This window comes from Aerococcus sp. HMSC23C02, assembly GCF_001806805.1.
Lineage (GTDB): Bacteria > Bacillota > Bacilli > Lactobacillales > Aerococcaceae > Aerococcus > Aerococcus sanguinicola.
Genome location: NZ_KV786060.1, coordinates 193218 through 217028, shown reverse-complemented (window position 1 = coordinate 217028; position 23811 = coordinate 193218). Strand labels below are relative to the sequence as shown.

General features: G+C 45.4%; 24 protein-coding genes and 1 other annotated feature. Of the genes, 18 read left to right on the top strand and 6 right to left on the bottom strand.

The window, feature by feature from the left end; genetic code table 11:
* Nucleotides 1–244: 244 nt before the first annotated feature.
* On the bottom strand, nt 245–445 hold the full coding sequence (locus HMPREF3090_RS07705) for a hypothetical protein (protein WP_067973994.1): 201 nt from the start codon (nt 443–445) through the stop codon (nt 245–247).
* A gap of 1255 nt (nt 446–1700) precedes the next feature.
* Here HMPREF3090_RS07705 and HMPREF3090_RS07695 point away from each other — a divergent pair.
* The 18 genes from HMPREF3090_RS07695 (at nt 1701) to rplL (ending at nt 18277) form a co-directional block, all read left to right on the top strand.
* The gene (locus HMPREF3090_RS07695; protein ID WP_067974001.1) at nt 1701–2432 is read left to right on the top strand and encodes a LytR/AlgR family response regulator transcription factor; all 732 of its coding nucleotides are present in this window, start codon (nt 1701–1703) and stop codon (nt 2430–2432) included.
* A 153-nt stretch (nt 2433–2585) separates the two neighbouring features.
* A complete protein-coding gene (locus HMPREF3090_RS07690) occupies nt 2586–4499 on the top strand; it encodes a LysM peptidoglycan-binding domain-containing protein (protein WP_067974004.1) in 1914 nt (637 codons plus the stop codon).
* Nucleotides 4500–4594: 95 nt separating this feature from the next.
* On the top strand, nt 4595–5485 hold the full coding sequence (locus HMPREF3090_RS07685; RefSeq protein ID WP_067974008.1) for a LysM peptidoglycan-binding domain-containing protein: 891 nt from the start codon (nt 4595–4597) through the stop codon (nt 5483–5485).
* Between the two features lie 224 nt (nt 5486–5709).
* Nucleotides 5710–6027 (top strand): PadR family transcriptional regulator, encoded by a 318-nt coding sequence (locus HMPREF3090_RS07680; RefSeq protein WP_067974013.1) that lies wholly within the window; start codon nt 5710–5712, stop codon nt 6025–6027.
* Complete coding sequence (locus HMPREF3090_RS07675) at nt 6024–6644, top strand: DUF1700 domain-containing protein (protein ID WP_067974016.1); 621 nt, start codon at nt 6024–6026, stop codon at nt 6642–6644. The genes HMPREF3090_RS07680 and HMPREF3090_RS07675 overlap by 4 nt, the downstream gene beginning before the upstream one ends.
* Nucleotides 6644–7366, top strand: a complete 723-nt coding sequence (locus HMPREF3090_RS07670; protein WP_067974019.1) for a hypothetical protein — start codon at nt 6644–6646, stop codon at nt 7364–7366. The genes HMPREF3090_RS07675 and HMPREF3090_RS07670 overlap by 1 nt, the downstream gene beginning before the upstream one ends.
* Nucleotides 7367–7379: 13 nt before the next feature.
* The gene (locus HMPREF3090_RS07665; RefSeq protein WP_070486398.1) at nt 7380–7595 is read left to right on the top strand and encodes a hypothetical protein; all 216 of its coding nucleotides are present in this window, start codon (nt 7380–7382) and stop codon (nt 7593–7595) included.
* Nucleotides 7596–7702: 107 nt separating this feature from the next.
* Nucleotides 7703–8254, top strand: coding sequence for a transcription termination/antitermination protein NusG (gene nusG, locus HMPREF3090_RS07660; RefSeq protein ID WP_067974026.1), 552 nt, complete (start codon nt 7703–7705; stop codon nt 8252–8254).
* A gap of 767 nt (nt 8255–9021) precedes the next feature.
* Nucleotides 9022–9447, top strand: coding sequence for a YrhK family protein (locus HMPREF3090_RS07655; RefSeq protein ID WP_230080810.1), 426 nt, complete (start codon nt 9022–9024; stop codon nt 9445–9447).
* A 168-nt stretch (nt 9448–9615) separates the two neighbouring features.
* On the top strand, nt 9616–10530 hold the full coding sequence (locus tag HMPREF3090_RS07650) for a metal ABC transporter solute-binding protein, Zn/Mn family (RefSeq protein ID WP_067974033.1): 915 nt from the start codon (nt 9616–9618) through the stop codon (nt 10528–10530).
* 11 nt (nt 10531–10541) lie between these two features.
* Entirely contained in the window at nt 10542–13391 is a 2850-nt protein-coding gene (locus HMPREF3090_RS10005) for a pneumococcal-type histidine triad protein (protein ID WP_067974036.1), read from the top strand.
* 153 nt (nt 13392–13544) lie between these two features.
* Complete coding sequence (gene rplK / locus HMPREF3090_RS07640; RefSeq protein ID WP_067974040.1) at nt 13545–13970, top strand: 50S ribosomal protein L11; 426 nt, start codon at nt 13545–13547, stop codon at nt 13968–13970.
* Nucleotides 13971–14069: 99 nt separating this feature from the next.
* Nucleotides 14070–14759: a 50S ribosomal protein L1 gene (gene rplA / locus HMPREF3090_RS07635; RefSeq protein WP_067974043.1), complete on the top strand. Its 690-nt coding sequence runs from the start codon at nt 14070–14072 to the stop codon at nt 14757–14759.
* Nucleotides 14760–14840: 81 nt separating this feature from the next.
* The gene (locus tag HMPREF3090_RS07630) at nt 14841–15203 is read left to right on the top strand and encodes a CHY zinc finger protein (protein WP_067974046.1); all 363 of its coding nucleotides are present in this window, start codon (nt 14841–14843) and stop codon (nt 15201–15203) included.
* Entirely contained in the window at nt 15193–15972 is a 780-nt protein-coding gene (locus HMPREF3090_RS07625; RefSeq protein ID WP_067974051.1) for a formate/nitrite transporter family protein, read from the top strand. Before HMPREF3090_RS07630 ends, HMPREF3090_RS07625 begins: the two co-directional genes overlap by 11 nt.
* Before the next feature lie 436 nt (nt 15973–16408).
* On the top strand, nt 16409–17101 hold the full coding sequence (locus HMPREF3090_RS07620; RefSeq protein ID WP_070486394.1) for a DUF554 domain-containing protein: 693 nt from the start codon (nt 16409–16411) through the stop codon (nt 17099–17101).
* A 67-nt stretch (nt 17102–17168) separates the two neighbouring features.
* Nucleotides 17169–17304 (top strand) — a sequence feature (ribosomal protein L10 leader region).
* Nucleotides 17305–17342: 38 nt separating this feature from the next.
* Nucleotides 17343–17852, top strand: a complete 510-nt coding sequence (gene rplJ, locus HMPREF3090_RS07615; protein WP_067974057.1) for a 50S ribosomal protein L10 — start codon at nt 17343–17345, stop codon at nt 17850–17852.
* 53 nt (nt 17853–17905) lie between these two features.
* Nucleotides 17906–18277 carry a 50S ribosomal protein L7/L12 gene (gene rplL / locus HMPREF3090_RS07610; protein ID WP_067974059.1) on the top strand — a complete coding sequence of 124 codons (372 nt, stop codon included), beginning with the start codon at nt 17906–17908 and terminating at the stop codon, nt 18275–18277.
* Between the two features lie 631 nt (nt 18278–18908).
* On the opposite strand, the gene trpA is transcribed toward rplL, so the two are convergent.
* The 5 genes from trpA to trpD are packed head-to-tail and all read right to left on the bottom strand — an operon-like array spanning nt 18909 to nt 23362.
* Nucleotides 18909–19697, bottom strand: coding sequence for a tryptophan synthase subunit alpha (trpA, locus tag HMPREF3090_RS07600; protein WP_067974066.1), 789 nt, complete (start codon nt 19695–19697; stop codon nt 18909–18911).
* Nucleotides 19687–20877, bottom strand: coding sequence for a tryptophan synthase subunit beta (gene trpB, locus HMPREF3090_RS07595; protein WP_067974070.1), 1191 nt, complete (start codon nt 20875–20877; stop codon nt 19687–19689). Before trpB ends, trpA begins: the two co-directional genes overlap by 11 nt.
* Before the next feature lie 29 nt (nt 20878–20906).
* Nucleotides 20907–21533 (bottom strand): phosphoribosylanthranilate isomerase, encoded by a 627-nt coding sequence (locus tag HMPREF3090_RS07590; protein ID WP_067974073.1) that lies wholly within the window; start codon nt 21531–21533, stop codon nt 20907–20909.
* Nucleotides 21526–22323, bottom strand: a complete 798-nt coding sequence (trpC, locus tag HMPREF3090_RS07585; protein WP_067974080.1) for an indole-3-glycerol phosphate synthase TrpC — start codon at nt 22321–22323, stop codon at nt 21526–21528. Before trpC ends, HMPREF3090_RS07590 begins: the two co-directional genes overlap by 8 nt.
* Before the next feature lie 10 nt (nt 22324–22333).
* Nucleotides 22334–23362 (bottom strand): anthranilate phosphoribosyltransferase, encoded by a 1029-nt coding sequence (trpD, locus tag HMPREF3090_RS07580; protein ID WP_067974084.1) that lies wholly within the window; start codon nt 23360–23362, stop codon nt 22334–22336.
* Nucleotides 23363–23811: the final 449 nt, after the last annotated feature.

Below are 23811 nucleotides of genomic sequence, written 5' to 3'. Positions count from 1 at the left end.
GAGGAGCCCTTTCTGCATCCTCGAACCCGACTAACCAGGGTGAGTGCAAGACCAGCTATTTATAATGGCGTTCCCAATAGACATTGAACACCAGCACACCGTTAAGCGGTAGGCTGGTGTTTTTATTAGAATGAATTTGTAAAGAAAAGAGCACATTATAAAGAGCACACTATATTGTTTACCAATATAGTGTGCTCTTAAGCGTTCGATGCTAAAAAGTCTTTGTGTACTTAATAATATTATTTTAAATCTTATCAGAATTGTTCTTTGCTTGTTCTTTAGCTTCTTGGATATCTTTCGTCCAAGCTTTATGTGAAATAAAACCTAAAAATCCACCTAAAAGCGTTGAGCCTAAAACACCTAGCGTGTCTTTAAAGCCTAAAGTAACTAATAAAATCATTGGCATGACAATTCCCATAGTTCTAGAAATTTGTTTCTTTTTCATAATTATCCCTTTCAAGTTGACGATACATTTATAAGTGCATGCGAAAGTTTAAGATTCTAGATCCATACTGAACGTTTAAAAAGTAATATTACTCCTAACTAATTTTTATATAGTGCTGTGAATTACACATTTATCCTAGCATATGAGTAAAAGGTCTTCAATTGATAGCTGTTAGCAATTATATCTTAAACGTATTTTGATGAAATGATTTTCGAATAGAGGTGAAAGTTCTGATGAGCATTTATGGTCTATTGGCATTTTATTTATTGGAAGTTTTTGTCCTATACCATCAATTTAGGACCATCAAAAGGACTAGGATCAAAGAAACATATAGCCGACCTGTAAAGCTTACTTACTATATAATCGGCCTTTGCTTTTTGATTTTCGGCCTATCGATCAGTCTATCTCTTAGTCAGCTAGGCCTATTTATTGGCCTCGGAATAATCTTCTGTCTAGCACCGCAGACGACAGGTTTGGGTGACCATGCTTATTACCACCGAGTTAAACTTGTTGGCTTTGCTGGGCTCACAGCAAAAGAGCAAGCATATACAGAAGTGGTCAATTGTCAACTGACTAGGCAAGGGGATGGCTTGGTGGTCGTCTTTAGCCACAAATTCCATCGCAATGAAATGACCTTCTCGTTAGAAGACCAGGAAGCTGTTAAGAGCTTGCTATTGTTAAACTTACAGTTATTGTAATCTGTAGTAAGCAGATAAAAACCATGTGCATTAAAAAATACACATGGTACAAAATAATTGTTTGATTAATTAATTTAGTTATAGAGACAATTAAACTTTCTAATTTTTAGCTATAGCTTTATATAGAGGTGTTATTATTGCTTATTTGAAATATTAAAGAAACTTCTTAACAATAAGCCTATAATTAATCCTACGATAAAAATTAAAATGTTTTGAACCATCTTATTATCTTTCATCTCATTTCACCTCATCTTAATTTTTTTCAACTACTAACTACAGATTTATCTTTAAATTAACAAAAAAACAATATCTTTCAAGAGATAAGGCTCTACACCTCGATAAAAAACTACAAAAGAACTTAGATAGTAAAATTATTCTAGAAGAATAAAAAAGTCACTTGTGTTACGGTAATTTTTCAAAAATCAGAATTAGAACTCAAGTCTTACATATTAAAATTGCTTGCCCTAATTTGACAATTCCGAGATTATGATGTAAATATATATGTCCGTGATAACTTATGATCGGGACGTAGGTTAATTAAAGGGGGCATTAGTAGAATGATAGATATTTACATTTGTATGAGTGATTCACCCGAGCTCAAACAATTCAAGGATTGTATATTAAATTATATAATGATCAATAATTATGACATGCAAGTCAGTTTAGCAACAGATAATTATTCTAAACTTTTGTGCCATCAAACAGAAAATAAAAATAAGTTAACTTTATTTTTCCTAGATATTCATTCCTGTAGTCAGCATAATGGAATTGAAGTTGCGTCAAAAATAAAAAAATCCAATCCCTTAGCCTCTATCGTATTTATTAGTAGACGCAGCGAGATGATGTCTATGACTTTTCAATATGCAATTGAGCCTTTAGATTTTATAGTATATGGATCGAATTTGAATGTAGAGGAGCGAATCAGAAATGCTTTAGATGCAGTGTATCAAAAGTATAGCAATTTAAATGATAAAATAGGGACGTATTCAATTTCTATAAAAAATAAGGTTAAAGTATTTGATATTAATAAAATTATATATTTTGAAAGTTCCTCAAAAGTACATCGAGTTATTTTGCACTATCAAGGTGGGAACATTGAATATTATGATCAATTAAAAACTATTGAACAAGCAAACACCTTATTTTTTAGGTGCCATCAATCATTTATTGTGAATATCAATCAAATTAAGGAAATTGATAAGAAAAGGAAAATTATCGTGTTAAATAATGGAGAAACATGTCCGGTTTCTAGTCGGAAGTTAAATGATTTATTGACTTTATTGAAATAGTTTTACCGAATATCAAACGAAAATTATGTTTATATTATTTTTAGGCTACGCTTATTACCTCTAAAGCACTGAATTGTACTAGTCTCCACAACAAACTAAAAATTTATTATAGAATAACAATTGTGATAAAAATTATATATATTGGAGGCTATTATGAAGAAAATTAAATATTCAATTCGAAAGCTTAGTGTCGGTACTGCTTCTGTTGCTATTTGTGCTCTTATAGCAGGTATGCTTACTTATGTTCAGGGTGCAGAAATTACACCAGAAGAAAATTTAGTTACTGTTAATGAATTGGAAAATACAGATAAAGAAAGAGTAGATATTCAAAACACAGATGAATCTTTAGGATTAGAAAATAATATTACAGATATTCGTGAGGAATCTAACTTGGATAGTTTGAGTGATACAAGCACTGGTAATCATGTAGAGTCCAAGGTATTGAATTCAGATAAAAAGAATAAAGATTTCCAAAAAGAAGAAAATGCAAATTCACAGGAAAAAATGCAGTCTAAGGAAGTAGAGGAAGAGCTTACAAATAATGGAGTAGAATCGGATTCTATGGTTTCAGGAGAAGATCATGGAAATTATCAAGAAGAACTTGAAATAAATGATCTTCCATCTGAACTTGAAAATATATATTCAAATAAACAAGTTGCCGAAAAACAAATTGACACTGATACTCTTGATGACGAGACTTTAAACGAAAATGGTCAAGCAAGTGAACAAACTTCAAAAGAAGATTTAGAGTTAGATTTTAATCAGTTTGAAAGATACTACGCACCGGTTATGTTAATGAGCAATACAGGCGGAGCTAGTATTAGTACAAGAGGTCTGACTACCGCTCAAATTAACTTTTTGAATTCTTTAAAATCAGGTGCAATTGAAAGTTGGAGAAAATATGGTGTATTACCCTCTATTGTAGCAGCCCAAGGCATTATTGAAAGTGGGTGGGGAGGTTCTGATCTAGCGACAAAAGGTAAAAATTTATTTGGTATTAAAGCAACAGGTAATGAACCATACATCTTAATGCCAACTAGAGAAGAAACTCCAAATGGTGATATTTATATCAATGCTAAGTTTAGAAAGTATAATAGTTGGGCTGATAGTATTGAAGATCATGGTAAGTTCTTAGCAGAAAACTCTAGATATAGAAGTTTATTAGGTGAAAAAGATTATGTTAAAGTAGCTAATATTTTACAAAATGTTGGTTACGCAACAGATTCTAGATATGCTAATAGTTTAATTGGGGTTATTCAAAGCTATAATTTATTTGCCTGGGATCAGGAAGCTATTAGTGGCTATACAGGAGGAACTACAACTCCAGTAACGCCTGAACCCGAACCAAGTAATGGAAATACTTATACGGTGAAAGCTGGTGACTCGTTATGGGGGATTGGTCAAAAATTTGGAGTAAGTGTTGATCAATTGAAGTCATGGAATAATTTAGGAACTAATTATATGTTGCATCCAGGTGATCAATTAATAGTGAGTGCATCTACAGGAGAGGATACAACTCCAACGCCTAAGCCAACACCAACTAAAGAGAAGACCTATACTGTAAAAGCCGGGGATTCTCTGTGGGGAATTAGTCAGAAATTTGGAGTAAGTGTTGACCAATTAAAAGAGTGGAATAATTTGGGATCCAATTATATGCTTCATCCAGGTGATCAATTATTAGTAAGTGCATCTACAGGAGGAACTGCGACTCCAGCACCTGAACCAACACCAACTAATGGGAAAACATATACAGTAAAAGCTGGAGATTCTCTGTGGGGAATTAGTCAAAGATTTGGAGTAAGTGTTGACCAACTAAAATCATGGAATAATTTAGGTGCTAATTATATGTTACATCCTGGAGACCAACTACTGGTAAGTGCATCTACAGGAGGCAATGCAGACTCAATAACTCGTCCAAGCAGCACTAAAACATATACAGTAAAAGCTGGAGATTCACTATGGGGAATTAGTCAAAGATTTGGAGTAAGTATTGATCAAGTAAAATCATGGAATAATTTAGGAGCTAACTATATGCTTCATCCAGGCGATCAATTGATTATTAAGTAATTTAAGTAAAATTACTAAAATAACTTTGCTTTAATTTAAGGGTTCGAAGTGATAGTATGTCTATAGACTATATCTGATATAGAGGAGGATGTATAATGAAAAAGAGCTTAGTAAAAAAAGCGACAATTGGTTTATCTTTAGCTTCTATACTACTGGCTGGTAATCTGTTGTTAGACCATACCGTTAAAGCTCAAGAAATGACAACAAATTATATTAATTATGAATTACAACAAGGGGACTATCTTTATAAAATTGGTAAAAAGTTTGGTGTCTCTGTAGATGAATTAATGCAATGGAATAACTTAAAAGCGGGTTACATGCTTCACCCTGGGGATGTCCTAAGAGTCGAGACTTCTAGCATCAGTCAACCAAATTCAACCTATACTGTCCAACAAGGGGACTATCTTTATAAGATTGCTAAGAAATTTGGAGTGACGGTTAACGATTTAAAACAATGGAATAACCTAGGGCGCATCTATATGCTCCATCCTGGGGACCAGTTGCTGATCAAAGCGACACAAAGTAATAATGCTTCATCGAATCCAACATCAGGATCTTATATTCCTGAGCCTAAGATGGTCCCAACGCATATGTCAGCTTACAGTGTGAGACCAGGAGATTCACTCTGGAGTATTTCTAGACGTTTTGGAGTAACCATGAATAATTTGATGCAATGGAATAATTTGGCAAGTGGTATGATGCTTCATCCCAATGATACCTTAATGGTCAAAGTCGATGAATTGTCTTGGACGACAAATAGTGACAACACAGAAGAACTCATTTCTGTTGCCTTCAATAAGATTCAAGCACAAAATGGCGGCAAATTTACAGCGCCTAATTACACCTATACTGGGGACCGTGTTGATGAGAATACGGTAGAAGTTAAGATTTTTGACAACCATGCGGAACGAATGACTTTAAATTCGGTTTACCAGTACAATAAGGCTACTAATCAGGTGGAAAAACAATTGCCTGGAAGTAATTAATTTTAAGACTAGGTTGATCTAAGCTATCCTTACTGGAGATTAGCCGAGCAAAAATAATGATCATGTCTTATTCAGCCAGCAAAAACTGCCTCATCAGGTTTTGCTGGCTTTTTTTTTGTGTAAAAAATATTGGCCAATTTCTCCTCTATCTATTGTGCATTACAAGCTAGCGTGCTATACTTTAGTTGGAGCTAGTGTGTAATACAAGATAGTGAGGTGTGGAGATGAATAGTCAGTTAAAGAAGGGGGTTTTGGAGATGATGGTTCTCCACCAGCTGGCCCAGCGAGATTGTTATGGTTATGAATTAGTCCAGGAGATCTCGAAGCATATCCAGATGAGTGAAGGAACAGTCTATCCCTTGCTCCGACGTTTGAAGAAGGAAGGGCTCCTGACCACCTACATGCAGGAATCGGAGTCGGGGCCCGCGCGGAAGTATTATGAATTGACGGCTGAAGGCGCCCAGGCCCTCCAAGCCCAGCGCTTGGAATGGGAGACCTTTGCCGCTAAGGTGACTGCCTTTTTAGGAGGGGAATCAGAATGAGACAAGAAGAATTTTTGGACCTGTTGACCTATTACTTGAGGCGGCTGCCGGATTCTGTGATTGCCGATATCCGCCAAGATTACATGGAACACTATGCGATGGGCCTGGCCCAGGGGAAGACGGAGGAAGAGATCAGTCAGGAATTGGGCTCACCGCGAGAGATTGCGATTGACTACCTGGATAATGAACGGGTCTTTATCGATGATGAGGGGGCTCTGGCGGTCAATGAAAGTCAGAAGCCACGAACCGTGCACTGGTTCTGGAAGCTCGTCCTATTCCTTATCGCCCTGCCTTTTATCCTGGCCTTACTGTCAGTGATTGTCTCGATTGTTGCCAGTGTCGTGAGCGTCTGGCTGGGGGTCATTCTGACGGTGGCTGTGCTCGGGGGCTCGGTCCTGGTCAGTGTCTTTCGCCCGGACCTCTTCAATAATGGGGTCGTTAATATTGGTTTAGTCAATGACCTAAGCCTGCTGACCAAGATCTGTCTGGCGATTTTCTTGATTTGTTTGACCCTACTATTGATCTATTCCTTGTATGCAGCCATTCGCTGGGGCATCCGGGGGCTGATGAACGCCTGGTATGCCTTCCAATGGCGTCGTAAGAGAGGTGCTTACTAATGAAGAAGAGAATCTTATGGGGAATTGCCTTGACTGGCATCCTCGCTTTAGCGATTGGGACCCTGTCTTTCTTTATCAGTGACTATGACCAAGTGGCCGCTGAGATCGACCGCTTCTACCAAGAAGAAATAGTCGACCACCGTCAAACCATCTATGATGAAGATTTAGCTGATGGGGTCAAAAGCCTTGAAGTCAAGGATTCCACGGATGCGAGAATCCATGTCCAAGAAGCAGCGGACTACCGGGTCCAAGTCAAAGACCTGCCGGAAGCGGGGAGCGATGTGGTCCAGTATGAGGACGGTAAGCTGACCATCCAAGCGCATCCTGAAGAGCGGAGCTATCCCTTAGAGGTGACCCTCTATGGCCCTAACTTTTCCGAGACGACGGTTAAACTGCATGCACCCTATCTGGCCTTGGATAGCCAGGTCAGCTTGGCAAACCTAGCCCTGGAAGCCGATGAGGCAGAGCTTGACTTAAGGGGCGAGCATTCCTATCCCATGCAAATAAAGGCTGGCTATGTCCATGGCGACATGGACTTTGACCAGAATGACCTCGCTTTTGCGGTCTTGGAAGGTCAGTTAGGCTTTAGTTTAAATGGGGGCACGATGAACTTCTTACCTGCGGGCGACCAAGGCCAGATCTCCTATAAGTTGGGCAAGGGCGACCAGGACGTTCAGCTCCGGGTGAACTACTCGGCCATAGATGTCACGACGACGAACTAAGGGGGTGGCTGTCATGAAGAAAGGCGTTCGACCAGTTATCTTGGGAGTGTTAGCGTTGGGTTTGATCTTTTATGCCTGCCAGTCCATCCGCGTCTTGCCTGTGCTCCCTAGCCCCAACCGGTCTTCTTACATAAAGATTGAGCGGGGTGACCGGGGACAGCTGGGACCGCGCTTCCAGATACAGGTTTACCTATCCAGTCTGTCAAATTCTTTTGAATTAGCGCTTTAGCTATGGTACAATAAAGGAGGAAAATTTCGTCAAAAAACCTTAAAAAACCTTCTCCTTGGGGGGAGGTTTTTTATTCAGATAAAATTTAGAAAAAGGAGCGCGTCATAATGGTAGAAACAGTTGAAAGTGCCAAGCAATGGTATGTCCTCCATACTTATTCAGGCTATGAAAATAAGGTAAGGGAAGACTTGGAAATGCGGATCACCTCGATGGGGATGGAAGACTACATCTTCCGCGCCGTGGTGCCAGAAACCGAACATGTGGAAGAAACCAAGACTGGTAAGCAGAAGGTTGTTAAGGATAAGATCTTCCCAGGCTATGTCTTCGTTGAAATGATTATGTCAGACGAGGCCTGGTTCGTGGTTCGGAACACGCCGAACGTTACCGGCTTCCTAGGCTCGCACGGTCAAGGGTCCAAACCAACCCCTCTCTTAGATGATGAAGTCCACCGCCTCCTCCGCTCCCAGGGTGAAGTGGTTAAACGGGACATCCACTTCGAAGTGGGCGAAATGGTCCGCGTTATCGACGGTGCCTTTGATGGCTTGGAAGGTCGGATTGAAGCTATTGAAGAAGACCAAGAGAAGCTCAAGGTTGTCGTTGAAATGTTCGGCCGTGAAACCGTAGCAGAAGTTGACTTTGACCAAGTGGATAAATTGTAAGGATGACAGTAAGAAAACTTGTTAGATATTAAAACAGCTATAGCGAGGAATATGCTCCCTTAGAGTAAATATATAAGCCATGTTCAATTTGTTCATGGCTTTTTTTTTAAGCTAAATTGCATCTATGAGCATCCGTTACGCTTTGAGTGTGGTCGTTCAATTTTAGAGGGTCAAGAACGGCTGACGCCGTTTTGTACTATATCCGTAAGTCCCTTACGCTCCAACGGCTATAGCAGCACCAGCTCGAGCCAAGGTCTCTCGCCTAGCGAGCCTTCAAACGGCTAGTACGGCTAATCGCCTACTATCCGTAATTCACATCGCTTGCTTGTTCATGGCTAACGACCACAATCAAAGCTTCACTCCTGCTCATATTCATGCACAGCACTTAGCTATAGGACTGGAATTGATAATGAACAGACCTTTTAAATTACTTGGGAAGCCTTGAGCCTGTATCGACTTTGCCACGCTTAATATTATCATTTTCAATACTTGCTTGAGTCATCAAACTCTTAAGCGAAATCTCTAAAATACTGATATAAATGCACTTTTCTTCTTAAAAGTAGACATAATGTGCAATATTAGAAGACATAAAAAATACCCCCTCAAAGTAAATTTTTTTATTTACTCTAAGGGAGCATTAAACTAGAGCTTAGGATTGATTTTTATTTATTCTTTTCCCTTGCTTGAAGGGTCAAGGAGCCCCTTTTTTTGCTTTTGCGAGGGGCAAATGCTATAAAGGAGGGAAGGGAGGTGGTTAAGTGGCTAATATGAAGCGGAAGTCTTATGAGATGGAGCCGCAGACGGAAGAGGATATTGTGGTTAAGTTAGGTCCTCTGCGTCTATATTTCCAGAACGTTTATACTATTATTTCACTGCTCAACGATATCTTTACGGGGAGCTTGTATTTCATTGGGAGTATTTGCAATTTCGTCGGAGCACCGGCAATCTACGGGAACACCCTCTATCTGATCGGCGGGTTCTCCTTCGTTATGCGCCCGATCATTAAACTTATCCATAATATCCATATCTACAACCAGGACCCCAGCAAGCGCCGCCGGGATGAGGCCAATCTCGATAAGAAGAAATTATTCCAAATTAAATACAGTCAAAAAGGTGACCAACAAGATGGCGACTACCTAGGCGACGCCTACAACCATGAATATTACGAAGCAGACGACAAGCACCAGGACTAATGCAGGTTGGGGCTTTGGAGGATAAAGCAGCTATTAGCGAAAAAAAGTTAATAGCTGCTTTTTCTTTTAAATATTAAATCGTAATATTTACGATTTGTCTTGACAAGTCGGATTCTTCCCGGTATATTTTATATCGTAATCGTTACGATTTAAAGGAGGATTTATTCAATGTTTCAAAAAGGAAAAGGGGCCGCTTTACTGGTCGGCCTCGTGACCCTCATCTTATTGGCCCTCAGCGGCTGTCAGAAGGGTGCAGATGCGAAGTCAGGCCAGGGGATGCGGGTCGTGACGAGTTTTTATCCCATCTATGCCCTGACTAAGGAGGTGAGCGGAGACCTCAACGATGTCCGCATGATCCAGTCGGGAGCAGGCATCCACTCTTTTGAACCTTCAGCTAGCGACCTGGCGGCGATTGAGGGGGCGGATCTTTTTATCTACCATTCACCGACCTTGGAGGGTTGGGCCAAGAATATTCAAGGTAAGGATGTGGTGGAAGCTTCAGCCGGCTTAGACCTGCAGAAGGTACCGGGCCTTGAAGACATGCCCCTTGAAGAAGGGATGGACCAGGCGAAGCTCTACGATCCCCATTCCTGGCTAGATCCTATCCTGGCTGGCCAAGAGGCTCAAAATATCGCCAAGGCCCTATCGGAGAGGGACCCCGCTAATCGAGCGACCTACCAGGCCAATGCGGATAAGTTTCAAGCCCAGGCGGAAGCCCTGGTTGAAAAATATCAGCCCAAGTTCAAGGCGGCTAAGCAAAAGACCTTTGTTACCCAGCATACGGCCTTTTCTTATTTGGCCCAGCGCTTTGGCCTTAAGCAATTAGGGATTGCAGGGATTTCTCCCGATGCGGAACCCAGCCCCCAACAATTAGCTGAAATCAAAGAATTTATCGACCGCTACCAGGTGGAGACGATTTTTACGGAAGAGAAGGCCTCGCCTAAGCTGGCCCAAGTTCTCGCGGAAGAGACGGGGGCTGAGATTAAGACCCTACGCCCCCTAGAAGCTGACCCTCAAAATGATCTGACCTTCTTGGAAAACCTGGAAGCAGATCTCAAGATCCTCTTAGAAGAATTAGAATAAGGAGATTATTAATGGAGAAAAAAACACTCAAACAAGTTATCCTCGGCGCTACGACCTCTGCCCTCCTCCTCGGGGGCGCTTATTATTGGGGCTATAGCCAGGGCAATCAAACGGAAGCCAAGGATTCTAAGATTGCCTATGTCGATGGCCAAGGTGCCAAGACCAATGACCACCAGGACAAGACCCCTGACCAAGTGTCTGCTGAAGAAGGCATTGACGCGGAACAGATTGTCGTTAAGATTACCGACGATGGCTATGTCACTTCCCACGGCGACCACTACCACTATTACAACGGCAAGGTCCCCTTCGACGCGATTATTAGCGAAGACTTGGTCATGAAGGATCCTAACTATCGCTTGGAGCAAAAAGATATCATTAACGAGGTCAAGGATGGTTATATCATCAAGGTCGATGGCAAGTATTACCTCTACCTCAAGGATCCTAAGAAAGCGGTCAATGTTCGGACCAAGGAAGAGATTGCTGAGCAGAAGAAGTTGCACCATGTGAAGGAAGCAGGCGGGGCAGAGCCAATGAGTCAGTCCGCTAAGCAGGCGATCTCCCAAGCCAAAGCCCAGGGACGCTATACGACAGATGATGGCTATGTCTTCACGGTGGGCTCGATTGTGAGCGATGCAGGGGATGCCTACATCTGTGCCCATGGCGACCACTTCCACTATGTTCCCAAGGCCGACCTCTCCCCAGCGGAACGGGCAGCGGCAGTCGCCTATTTATCCGGTGGCGGTCGGGCAAGCGGTGGCAGAGGCGGGTCCATGGCCCCAGCTTTTAATAGTGGCAACCAGCTGCCCCTGCAGACTATCAAACAAAGTTATCCGAATGCACCTAGCTCTCATCAAGGCGGCTACCAGGACAACTTGCAGGGCCTTCTAAAGCAGGTCTACGCCCAGCCTAAGAGCCAGCGCCATGTCGAAGCGGACGGCTTGGTTTTTGATCCTGCCAAGGTGACCCAGAAGAATGCTTTTGGCTACGTGATGCCCCATGGTGACCACTACCATATCATTCCAGCTCACCAACTTTCGGAATTAGAGCGGCGGGCCGCGGATGCTTACTTGAACCAGTCCAATGCCCCTGGCCAGGCTAGACCGAGCCAGACCCAGGAATCTAAACCGGTAGCCCCTAAGAAGCAGGAAGCCCCAGGCAAGGGCCTCATCAAGCAAGAGCCAAGTTCCCACAAGGACCGGCCTTATACAACGGACGATGGCTATGTCTTTAAGGCGACGGATATTATTGCGGATGAAGGGGATGTCTATGTGGTTCCCCACGGCAGTCACTTCCACGCCATCCCTAAGGCTGACTTATCGGCGAAAGAACTAGCTGCTGCCAAGCGCTACTGGCAAGGCCAAAGTCAGGCGCAACCATCGACGCCAGCTAAAGTGGCAAGCAAAGCAGACCAGCGACCAAGTGGGAAAGCTAAGCCTCAAGTTCCGGCTAAGAAAGTTCAAAGTCAAAGCCATCAGAAAGAAAATACAAAAACTCACGCTTCTGAGCAAAAACTTGAGGACCTAAGCCTCAGCCAACTTCTCCGTAAGCTCTATGCGCTGCCTCAGAGTCAACGCCATGTGGAGAGCGACGGCTTGGTCTTCGATCCGGCCAAGGTCACTAAGAAGAATGCTTTTGGTTATGTGATGCCCCATGGCGACCACTACCATATTATTCCGACCCAGCAGCTCTCGGACTTGGAACGCCTAGCTGCTGACCGCTACCTAGCCTCAGGTCGAGCTGATCAAGCAGACCAGGCCAAAGAGGAAGCAGTTAAGAAGACGAGCGAAAAGAAAGATAGTCATAGCGCTAAAGACCCATCAGCTGCGAAAGACAAAGAAAAACAAAGAGGCAAAGCTCTGCCCGACTGGTGCCTACCGTTCAGCGAATTCAAGGGTAACCTCCAATATGCGGACAAGGAAATTGAACCGGGCCGCTTCCGGATTCCACACCACGACCACTACCACTATGCCGACCGTGCCTTCTTGAATGTCTGGTTTGACAATGACCAAGACAAGGTCGACCGGGCCATCAAGACCGTGCGCTTCCTGATCGCCAATCCCGAATACCGGCCCGCTGAGAAAGATGGCTGGGGTGCGGATGTGGAAGGCCAGCAAGAAGCGGCGAAAGTCGAAGACAAAGGGCACAAGGTCCGCTTCAATGGCAAAGACTACCAGGCTTTTGGCAAGGGGCTGGATGGCAAGCCTTATACGACCGATGATGGCTATACTTTCTCCAAAGCTTCTATTAGTGAAGTGACTAAGGACAGCGTGATTGCCAAGCACGGCGACCACTACCATGTCTTTGAATTCGGGGAATTAGAACAAGACGAACTCCGTCAGGTGGAAGCCTGGATGAAAGAGCAAGGACTTAAAGTAGAAGAAACGGTTAAAGAAGATGAGACGAGTGAAGCAGCGGCTTCCGATGAGAGCCTCGAAGCGGCTCCCCTAGCTGGCTATTCCTTTAAGGCAGAGGATGTCCAATCCCGCTTCGGCAAGGGCTATATCTTCAGCGTTCAGGGGCAAAATGTCTATATGACCAAGTACAATCCGGCTTCTGGTCGTTCGAAGAAGGCGACTGAATTGGACGCTGACCAAGTGGCAGCCGTTGAAGCTGTCCTCAACCAACGGCAAGCAGATAAAAAAGCTGCTGAGCTAAAAGAAAATGTAGCGCCCCAAGATAAGGAAGCAGTGGAAAGTAAGGCGTCAGCGGAAAGTGAGACCACCGCAAGTTCAACGCCTTCTCAAGCATCTAAAGAGGAAGTCCGTCTTCCAGCTGCTAGCGAGGCAGAAGGTGAAGAGGAGCCGCTAGCGACGGGCCAGGATCGTCCAAGTCAGCCAGAATTGGCGGCTGATCCAGCCTAGGTCCTAGCAAATTTCGAAAATTAAAATTCGCCCTTGCTTTTTGGATTGAACTATGGTTTAATATGGTATTGTGTGCAAACACAATAAGTGGGAGGAGAAATCTAACTACAACTCCATTAAACCACTCGCGAACAGAACAAGGAGGAATGTTTCGTGGCTAAGAATGTAGAAACTGTTGTTAAATTACAAATTGAAGCTGGTCAAGCAAGTCCAGCTCCTCCAGTAGGTCCTGCTTTAGGGCAAGCTGGTATTAATATCATGGGCTTCTGTAAAGAGTTCAATGCACGTACTGCGGATCAAGCAGGCTATGTAATCCCTGTTGTGATCACTGTTTACGAAGATCGCTCATTTGACTTTATTACTAAGACACCACCTGCAGCTGTCTTACTTAAGAAAGCCGCTGGCGTGGAAAAAGGTTCTGGTGAACCTAACAAGAATAAAGTAGCAAGTGTCACTCGCGATCAAGTACGTGAAATTGCAGAAACCAAGACACCAGACTTAAATGCTGCTGATGTTGAAGCTGCTATGCGTATGGTTGAGGGTACTGCACGTTCAATGGGGATCACTGTCGAAGACTAGTCGACCCGCTGAACGAACAGAATCAATAATCAAACGCCACAACATCTAGGTGTTGTGCGTGGGAGGAATATCCGTTAAAACCACATAGGAGGAAAGATAATGGCTAAAAAATCAAAAAATCAAATCGCAGCTTATGAAAAAGTTGACAAAAACAAAAAATACACTGCTGAAGAAGCAATTGAATTATTAAAAGAAGTTGACTACACCAAATTTGACGGTTCAATCGAAGTGGCTTACCGTTTAGGTATCGACACTAAGAAGAACGACCAACAAATCCGTGGGGCAATGGTATTGCCTAAGGGTACTGGTCAAACACAAACCGTTTTAGTCTTTGCCCAAGGTGAAAATGCCCGCATCGCGGAAGAAGCCGGCGCAGACTATGTTGGTGACGATGAATACATCGAAAAAATCAACGATGGCTGGTTAGACTTCGACGTTGTTGTCGCAACACCAGACATGATGGGTAAAATCGGCCGCTTGGGTCGTGTCTTAGGGCCTAAAGGTTTAATGCCTAACCCTAAAACAGGTACCGTAACACAAGATGTTGCTAAAGCTGTTAACGACATCAAATCAGGTCAAATCGAATACCGTGCAGATAGTGCAGGTAACGTTCACGCTTTAATTGGTAAAGTTTCATTCAACACTGAAGACTTAATTGAAAACTTCCGTGCCATCCATGAAACCATCCTACGTGAAAAACCTGCTGCAGCTAAAGGGACTTATGTGAAGAACCTTTCTGTAACATCTACTATGGGTCCTGGTATCAAAGTTGATCCATCATCATTATAATCAATAGTGATTAATGGGAGCGCTAAGTAGGGATTAACTTGCTTAGCGCTTTTTTTGTGTCATAATGAAAGTAGGTAAAGGATGCAAGAAGCGAGAGAGATTCGAGGGTTGGACCTGGACCGTGAAGGGCGGTGCCGGCACTACCATCTGCCTGTCGATGTGCTGGCCTTGTATTGTGCGACCTGCCAGGCTTACTATGCCTGCTACCAGTGCCATGCCGCCTTGGCTGACCATGATTTCACGCTTATTCAAAAGGATCAGAAGGGCGCTCTGCTGTGCGGCGTGTGTCGGACCAGCTTTGACCAAGAAACTTACCGAGCTTTGGGCCACTGTCCCCGATGCCAGGCAGCTTTCAATCCCGCTTGCCAGCGCCATGCTGGGCTATACTTTGCCTCAGAAAAAGAGAAAAACCATAATGGAGGAGTTAGATTTAATGAACGATAAGATTACCGCGGCGATTAATAAGAAAGTCGCCCTGGCAAATACATCAGTTTGGCAATATGGTCTCCGGGCTATTTTTGCCGGCATTTACTTGGGAATTGGCTGTGGCGTAGCTTTTATGACGGCAGAACAAATTAGCGCGGTTCATCCTGACCTGGGGCGCTTTGCCTATGCCTTACTTTTCCCATGGTGCTTGGTGATGATTATCTTCCTGAACGGGGAGTTAACGACTTCTAATATGATGTATTTCGCCAATGGCTTGTACCGCAAAGTGGTGAAGCCAGCGGATGCTGCTAAGGTCTTAGCTCTATGTACCTTATTTAACTTAATTGGCTGTGTGGCAATTGCTTGGGTGCTGAGTCAGACTTTAGGCTTTAATGATATCGATGCCAGCCATTATTTAATTTCAGCCGTCCAAGGCAAGATTGATAAGTCTTATGGCCTCGTCTTCCTGGATGGGATTGTAGCCAATATGTTAGTTAATATCACCGTTATCGGCATCATGTTCATGAAAGATAACAGCACCAAAATTCCTTATATTCTAGGGATTATCTTTATCTTTGCCTTCTACGGCTTTGAGCACGTCATTGCCAACTTCGTCACTTATTCCCTGGCAGCTTTCACCCTGCCTTCTGCGATCGAAGGTTTTACCCTAAGCCATGTGCTCCTGCAGTGGCTAGTGGCCTGGTTAGGTAACTTCGTCGGTGGGGGTGTCGTGATGGGGATCGGCTATGGCTTCCTTAACAAGGGGCAAGATATCTATACCGATTAATCAAAAGCAAAAAGTCTCCTTCAGTAGAGGAGGCTTTTTTGTTGGAGGTTTAGAGCTGTTTGTATTAGTGAGTAGGTGGGCTGGTAACTTTCAAATCTTGGCTTTGTTTGCGAGTTGGGGAGTGGCAAGTTTCAAATCGCAGCCTTATTTGAGAGTCGGGCAGTTGGAACTTTCGAATATGGGGGCCGTTTGCAAGTAGGACGTCAGCAACTTTCGAATCTCAGGACCGTTTGCAAGTAGGACGTCGGCAACTTTCAAATCTCAGGATCATTTGCAAGTTGCCGATCAAGAATTCTCAAATGGATTCTTGATTAACAACTTGATCGGCTATTAACTTTCTTCTTCAAATTTAAGAATACAATGAGAATTAAGCGTTCGGGTTTACCTTCATCTGGAAACAGCGTAGAATAGGTCTATTGAATATTTGGAGGTTATTATGTATAAAGGTGTAATTGTTGAGGCCCTGGTGCTGGTCGTTTTTGCCGTGGTTGGGTATTTCATTGGTGAGCGCCTGCCGGAGCGGGTGCGGAAGGCTTGCATGCAGATGATCGGGGTTGTCGTGCTCTATCTGGGAATTTCTGGGGCCAGTGATTCTAAGAATTTAATTGTCTTATTAATGAGTCTCTTATTAGGGACCATTATTGGTGAATTTATTAATATTGAAGGAGCCCTAGACCGAGGGAGTAAGGCAATCCAAAACAAGGTAGCTAGTGGGGAAGAGGCGTCGCTCTTTGCGGAGGGTTTCGTGACGGCCAGCTTGGTCATCTGTGTGGGGGCGATGACCGTGCTTGGGGCCCTCCAATCTGGCCTGAACGGTGACCACAGCTTGCTCTATACTAAGTCGGTAATTGTTGCGGTGAGTTCGCTTATTTTCGGGTCAACTTACGGGATTGGGGCTGCTTTTGCGGCGCTCTCTGTCTTGGTCTATGAAGGTGGTCTGGTGACCCTAGCTGCCTGGATTGCGCCTTACCTGACGCCAGCTGTGGTGGCAGAGATGTCTGGGGCCGGCTCCATTATCCTGGTTGGCCTGGGTTTGAATATGCTAGAAATCACCGACATCCGGGTGACCAATCAGATCCCAGCAATTTTTATGCCTATTATCCTATTGCCTCTTTACAATCTCTTCTAAATTTAGCTGAAAAATCTCGAAATAAGCCTTGCTTTTTTAATTTAGGCATGCTATTATGCAATAGTTGAAAATAATTCAATACTTACCGAAGACAGTTAGTGGCCCAAGCCTTAATTTCTAACCGAGGGAGATCGAGATTCACCGCATCAGGTGTTAGATAGTTCTCTATGTCTTCAGTGACATGGAGTTTTTTTATTGCTCGGCAATAGAAACTCTGATTAATCTTATGGAGGTGAAATAATTGAGCGAACAAGCAATTGCTAAGAAACAAGAAGAAGTTAACGTATTGGTTGACCGTATTAAAAATGCAAAATCAATCATCGTTGTTGACTACTTAGGTTTAACTGTTCAAGAAGCAACTGAATTGCGTAGCCAATTACGTGCAGAAAATGTATCATTCAAAGTTATCAAAAATACGATGATGCGTCGTGCCTTAGACACTTTAGGTGTTGAATACCACGAAGAAGTCTTCCAAGGCCCTACTGCCGTAGCATTTGGTGAAGAAGACGCAGTTGCACCTGCACGTATCTTGAAGAACTTCTCTAAAGAAGCAGAAGCTTTAGAATTAAAAGGCGGCGTCATCGAAGGCAAAACCTTAACTAAAGAAGAAATCAGCAAGATTGCTTCCCTACCAGGTCGCGAAGGTTTACTTTCAATGCTCTTATCTGTATTGCAAGCACCTGTCCGCAACGTGGCATATGCAGTCAAAGCTGTACAAGACCAAAAAGCAGAAGAAGAAGGCGCAGCTTAATTATTTGGCTGCCTAGATCCAAACAAATCATTTAAAAAACGGAGGAATAAAAAATGGCTTTAAACATTGAACAAATCATTGCTGATTTAAAAGAATCATCAATCTTAGAATTAGCAGACTTAGTATCTGCTATTGAAGAAGAATTCGGCGTTTCTGCTGCTGCTCCTGTAGCTGCTGCAGGTGCTGGTGCTGACGCAGGCGCTGCTGAAGAAAAAACTGACTTCGACGTTGAATTAACAGATGCAGGCGCTGCTAAGATCAAAGTTATCAAAGCAGTTCGTGAAGCAACTGGTCTTGGCTTGAAAGAAGCTAAAGAATTAGTTGACGGCGCTCCAGCTGTTATTAAAGAAGGTCTTCCTAAAGAAGAAGCAGAAGCCCTTAAAGCAGCTATCGAAGAAGCTGGCGGTTCAGCAGAACTTAAATAATCTACTTCGGATTAATAATGAAGAGACCAGGCCAAAAGCCTGGTCTTTTTTATTAAGGGTGCGAGAAAGAGCGTTTAGACTTGAATGATTGGAGGCTCATCGAAAAAGGCTGACTTTGGTCAGACGTTTCGATGAGCTGAAATCACTTCAAGTCTGCTCTTGCGAGCCTGACTACCGGGTGCGAGGGCTGGCGGGAGAAATAGAGCTCTGGAGCCAAGAGCCAGAGAAGACTGCAAGTCTTCGGCGGATTTTGGTGAAGAGGAGCTATTTCTGCCTTTGCGAGCCCGACTAGATAGAGTATGAACAAGAGCAGCCAATCCACAATTGTTGGGGTCGGGTGTGTGTTGGCAAGGGTTAGCACACAATCGTAGCCTTCGAGTGTGGCTTGGTAAGAAATAATCCACATTTGAAGCCCTCAAGTGTGGATTGGCAAAAATTAACACTCAATGGTGACCGTTGAGTGTGGGTTGATAAGACTTAGCACACAATCGAGACCTCCGACTGTGTATTGCTAGCCCTTTATAAATCTTGTCCAGCAAATCAAAAGTAAAAAACACTGCATTAAGCAGTTTAGGACGCCCATTTTCTGGTCGCTATCAGCTTGGTGCAGTGTTTTTTATTCTATTTTTAATTAAGCTTGGATGGCTTGGACGATTTCCTTGGCATAGGCTTCGACGACTGGGGCGCTGTTTGTGCCGTGTTTGGCGATGAGTTTGACAATGGCAGAGCCGATGATGGCGCCGTCTGATGCCTGGGACATTTCCCGGGCCTGGTCAGGGGTGGCAATGCCGAAGCCGACTGCGACGGGGATGTCGGTGGCTTGGCGGATGCTCTTGACGATACTTGGGATATCGGTTTGGATATTTTGGCGGACGCCTGTTACACCCAGGCTGGAGACGAGGTAGAGGAAGCCTTCTGCTTCGCTAGCGATGGTTTGGATCCGTTCCTTACTGGAGGGAGCGACCATGGAGATTAGGGTAATCCCGTGCTGGTCACAGGCAGCCTGGAAAAGGCCTTTTTCTTCATAGGGGGCGTCGGGAATGATGACACCGTCGATGCCTGCGTCAGCTGCTTTTTCCATGAAGCGGTCGGTGCCGTAAGCGAAGATGGGGTTGGCATAGGTCATGAAGACGAGCGGGGTGTCATGCTTTTGGCGGATGCGGCGCACGAGGTCGAAGATTTGGTCGAGTTTGACTTCCTTAGACAGGGCGCGTTCGTCTGCGGCTTGGATGGTCTCGCCCTCAGCGACGGGGTCGGAGAAAGGAATCCCTAATTCTACGAGATTAGCGCCAGCAGTGATGAGGCTGTCAACTACAGCTTCGGTAGTGGCCAGATCAGGGTCGCCACAGGTAATGAAGGGGATGAAGGCCTTGGTCTGGAAGGCGGCTTGGATGCGTTGGGTACTTGGCTTAGTCGTCATAGATTTCTACTCCTTTATAGCGGGCGATGGCGGCCACGTCTTTGTCACCGCGGCCGGAAAGGGTGATCATTACACTCTGGTCTTTGTCCAGTGTTGGGATAACTTTGAGGGCATAGGCGATCGCATGGGCACTCTCGATGGCAGGGATAATCCCCTCGAGCCGGGAGAGGTATTCGAAGGCAGCGACTGCTTCGTCATCGGTGGCAGGGACATAGTTCACCCGGCCGGTATCGTGGAAGTGGGCGTGTTCAGGGCCAATGCCTGGGTAGTCGAGGCCGGCAGAGATGGAATAGACGGGGGCAATTTGTCCGTCTTCATCCTGGCAGAAGTAGGATTTCATGCCGTGGAAGATGCCTTCCTTGCCGGTTGCAATGGTCGCTGCGGTTCGTTCGGTGTGGATGCCCTTACCGGCTGCTTCGACACCGTAGAGTTGGACCTCTTCGTCATTGAGAAATTCGTAGAAGGAACCGATGGCGTTGGACCCACCGCCGACACAGGCGAAGACCATATCGGGTAACTTCCCGGTTTGGTCGAGGAATTGTTGGCGGGCTTCCCGACTGATCACGCGTTGGAATTCGCGGACGATGGTTGGGAAGGGGTGGGGGCCCATGGTTGAACCGATACAATAGTGGGAGTTTTCGAAGTTGGCACTCCAGTCCTTGAGTGCCTCATTGACGGCATCCTTCAGGGTCTGGGTCCCGCTTTCAACGGCAATCACTTGACTGCCCAGCAGTTCCATCCGGTAGACGTTGAGGGCCTGACGTTCGGTATCTTCTTTACCCATATAGACCACACATTCCATATCGAGGAGGGCGGCGGCTGTTGCAGTGGCTACCCCGTGCTGACCGGCCCCTGTTTCAGCGATCAAGCGGGTCTTGCCCATGGCTTTAGCGAGCAGGGCTTGACCGAGGGCGTTGTTGATTTTGTGGGCGCCGGTGTGGTTGAGGTCTTCGCGCTTCAAGTAAACTTTGGCCCCGCCTAGGTCCTTAGTCAGGCGGTCGGCATAGTAGAGGAGGGAAGGGCGGCCGGCATATTCTTTGAGCAGGCGCTGGTAGTTGTCGAGGAAGTCCTGGTCGTGGATGAAGTGGTCGAAGGCTTCTTCAAGCTCTAGACAGGCGTTCATGAGGGTTTCTGGGACAAAATAGCCCCCGTGTTTACCAAAATAACTCTCTTTTGTCATCGTATAATTCCTTTCATTTATGGCTAGTCTTATGGGATAGAGCGGACAATCTGACAAACAGCTTTGGCCTTGTCGTAGTCCTTGTGGCCGTCTGCGCCTTCAATACCTGAGGAGATATCGACGACCTCAGGCTGGGTCGTTCGGATGGCTTCTGCTAGATTGCTGGCATTGAGTCCACCCGCGAGGAAGAAGGTCTTGGCCCGGTGCTTGTCTGGGCGGGCGCTGATCAGGTCCCAGTTGAAGGCCTGGCCGCTGCCGCCACGGACGTGCTTGTTGTAGGCATCATAGAGATAGGCGTCGCAAGGTAGGTCGACTTGGAAGGAATCCTTATCCTTAATGGCCAGGGCTTTGATAATGGGCGCCTGGCACAGCTGGCGCAGCTTGTCGATATAGGCTCGGTCTTCGTCACCGTGGAGCTGGACGACTTGGATAATACCGGCATCGACATAGGCTTGGATGGTTTCTGGTTCTTCATTAACGAAGACGCCGACGCAGGGGATATCTGGGTCCAGGGCCTGGCGGAGCTCTTGGGCGGTGTCTTGGTCAATCCGACGCTTGCTTTCGGCTAGGATGAAGCCGACATAGTCCGGTTTGAGCTCATTACAGATGGCCACATCGTCTAAATTTTTGAGGCCGCAGAATTTGAGCTTAGTCATGATAGTCACCTCGCAGTTGGGAGAGAACCTGGCCCTTGTTTTCAGCCCGCATCAAGCTTTCGCCAATAAGTAGGGCGTTCACCTTGCCGGCTTCTAAGCGGGCCACTTGGTCACGCTGGGAAACGCCACTTTCGGCGACAAAAACAATGTCTTCAGGAACGTGTTGGCGGAGGCGCTGGGTATTGTCCAGGTCTACGGTGAAGGTCTTCAAATCGCGGTTGTTGACCCCGATAATTCGTGCCCCGATGGCCTTGGCCCGCTCGATTTCTTCTAGGTCGTGGCATTCGACCAGGGCATCTAGATTCAAGTCATGGGCCAGTTTTTGGAAGTGGGCCAGGTCCTCGTCATTCAGGATAGAGACGATCAGGAGGACGGCATTGGCACCCAAGAGTTTGGCCTCGTAGATCTGATAGGCAGTGAAGATAAAGTCCTTGCGCAGGAGGGGCAGGCTAGTGGCTTGGCGGACCGCCCGGAAATCTTGGTCGGACCCTTGGAAGAAGTCGGGTTCGGTCAAGATGGAGATGGCTGAGGCCCCGGCCGCTTGGTAGGCCTGGGCAATGTCAGCAGGCTGGTAGTCCGCTTGGATCAGGCCTTTTGAAGGGCTAGCCTTCTTGCATTCACAGATAAAGTGGAAGCGGTCCTGTTGGCTGAGAGTATTATAGAAGGGAAAGGGTGCTTCCTGGCTGAGGTCGATAGCCTGGCAAGCGGCTTCTAATTCGGCGAGGGGCTTTTGGCTCATTCGCTCCTGGTAACGGATTTTGCGCTTTTGGACAATGTCGTCGAGTATCATAGGAACCTCCTTAAACGGTTTGGCTGGCTTGGATAACTTCTTCTAATTTCTTAGCAGCAGCTCCAGTTTGGATGAGCTGGCGGGCTTCTTCAATACCATCCCCTAGGCTATAGCCGTCTTTAACGAGGGCAATGGCCAGTCCGGCATTGAGAAGCACGGTATCGGACTTGGCATCTTGGCGCGTGCCTTGGAGAATTTCGCGGGTGATTTGCGCATTTTCAGCAGGTTCGCCACTGACCAAGTCTTCTAGCTGGCAGTAGTCAAAGCCGTAGTCCTTGGGGTTGAAGACGAAGTAGTTGATCTCGCCATCGCGCAGGGTGGCCACGTGGCTGGTCGTAGTGAGGGTGATTTCATCCAGGCCGTCATCACCGGAGAAGACCATGGCCCGTTTAAGGCCGAGTTTCTTTAAGACTTGAATCAGGGGTTCGATCAGAGCGGAATCGTAGACGCCCAACATTTGATAGTTGCAGTTGGCCGGATTAGCCAGTGGGCCGAGGATATTGAAGACGGTGCGGATCCCCATTTGCCGGCGAAGTTCTGCCACATAGCGCATGGCGGGGTGGTATTTTTGGCTAAAGAGGAAGGTCATGCCTGTCTTTTCTAAGACCTCCTCAGCTTCATCGGCGGAAAGGTCCAGCTGGATGCCTAATTGTTCCATACAGTCGGCGCTTCCTGACTTACTGGAGGCGCTGCGGTTGCCGTGCTTGGTCACAGGGATGCCTGCTGCGGCAATGACGAAGGATGAGGTGGTTGAGATATTGAAGGTATTGGCGCCGTCTCCCCCAGTGCCCACAATGTCTAGGGAATCTGTCGGGTGTTCGACCTGGGTTGCGAAAGCCCGCATGACATCAGCAAAGGCAGAAATTTCATCGATCGATTCGCCCTTGAGCCGGAGCGCGGTCAGTAAGGTTGCGATTTCCACGTCACTTACCTCACCACCCATGATGGCTTTCATGATATCTTCGGATAATTGATAATCGAGGTTATTGCCGGCAACGACTTCTTTAATGGCTGTTTTCACTTTTGTTGCTGTTGTCATGGTTGTTTCCTCCTATTTTTAAAAAGTATAAATAAATTAAATTAAGCTAAATAAAAAGACTCCTGTCCCTTACAAGGGACAAGAGTCTGAAGAATCAGTTTCCTGCGGTACCACCCAAATTGGCATTTTGCCTACGCAAAAATACCCACTTTGCTCACGTACTAACATACGTGCTTGGAGCTAACGGTTCAAGCTTCCGTAACTTACTAATAGCCGAGGCGTTGTAAGTTCCTTTAATGAGTCCATTCCTTCTCTTAATGCCGCGTTCTCAATCAATAACGACTCCCTGTCCGTTAAAAAGAAGTACTACTCTCATAGAAATTTAATCTTTATTAGGATTTGTTAATATAATAACGGGTCATTTGACCAAAGTCAAGGGAAAAAGTGAAAAAATCACCCTTGATCGGAAAAAGAGAGAGTGTGACAAAAGTCGTTTAGCCCTGAATCAC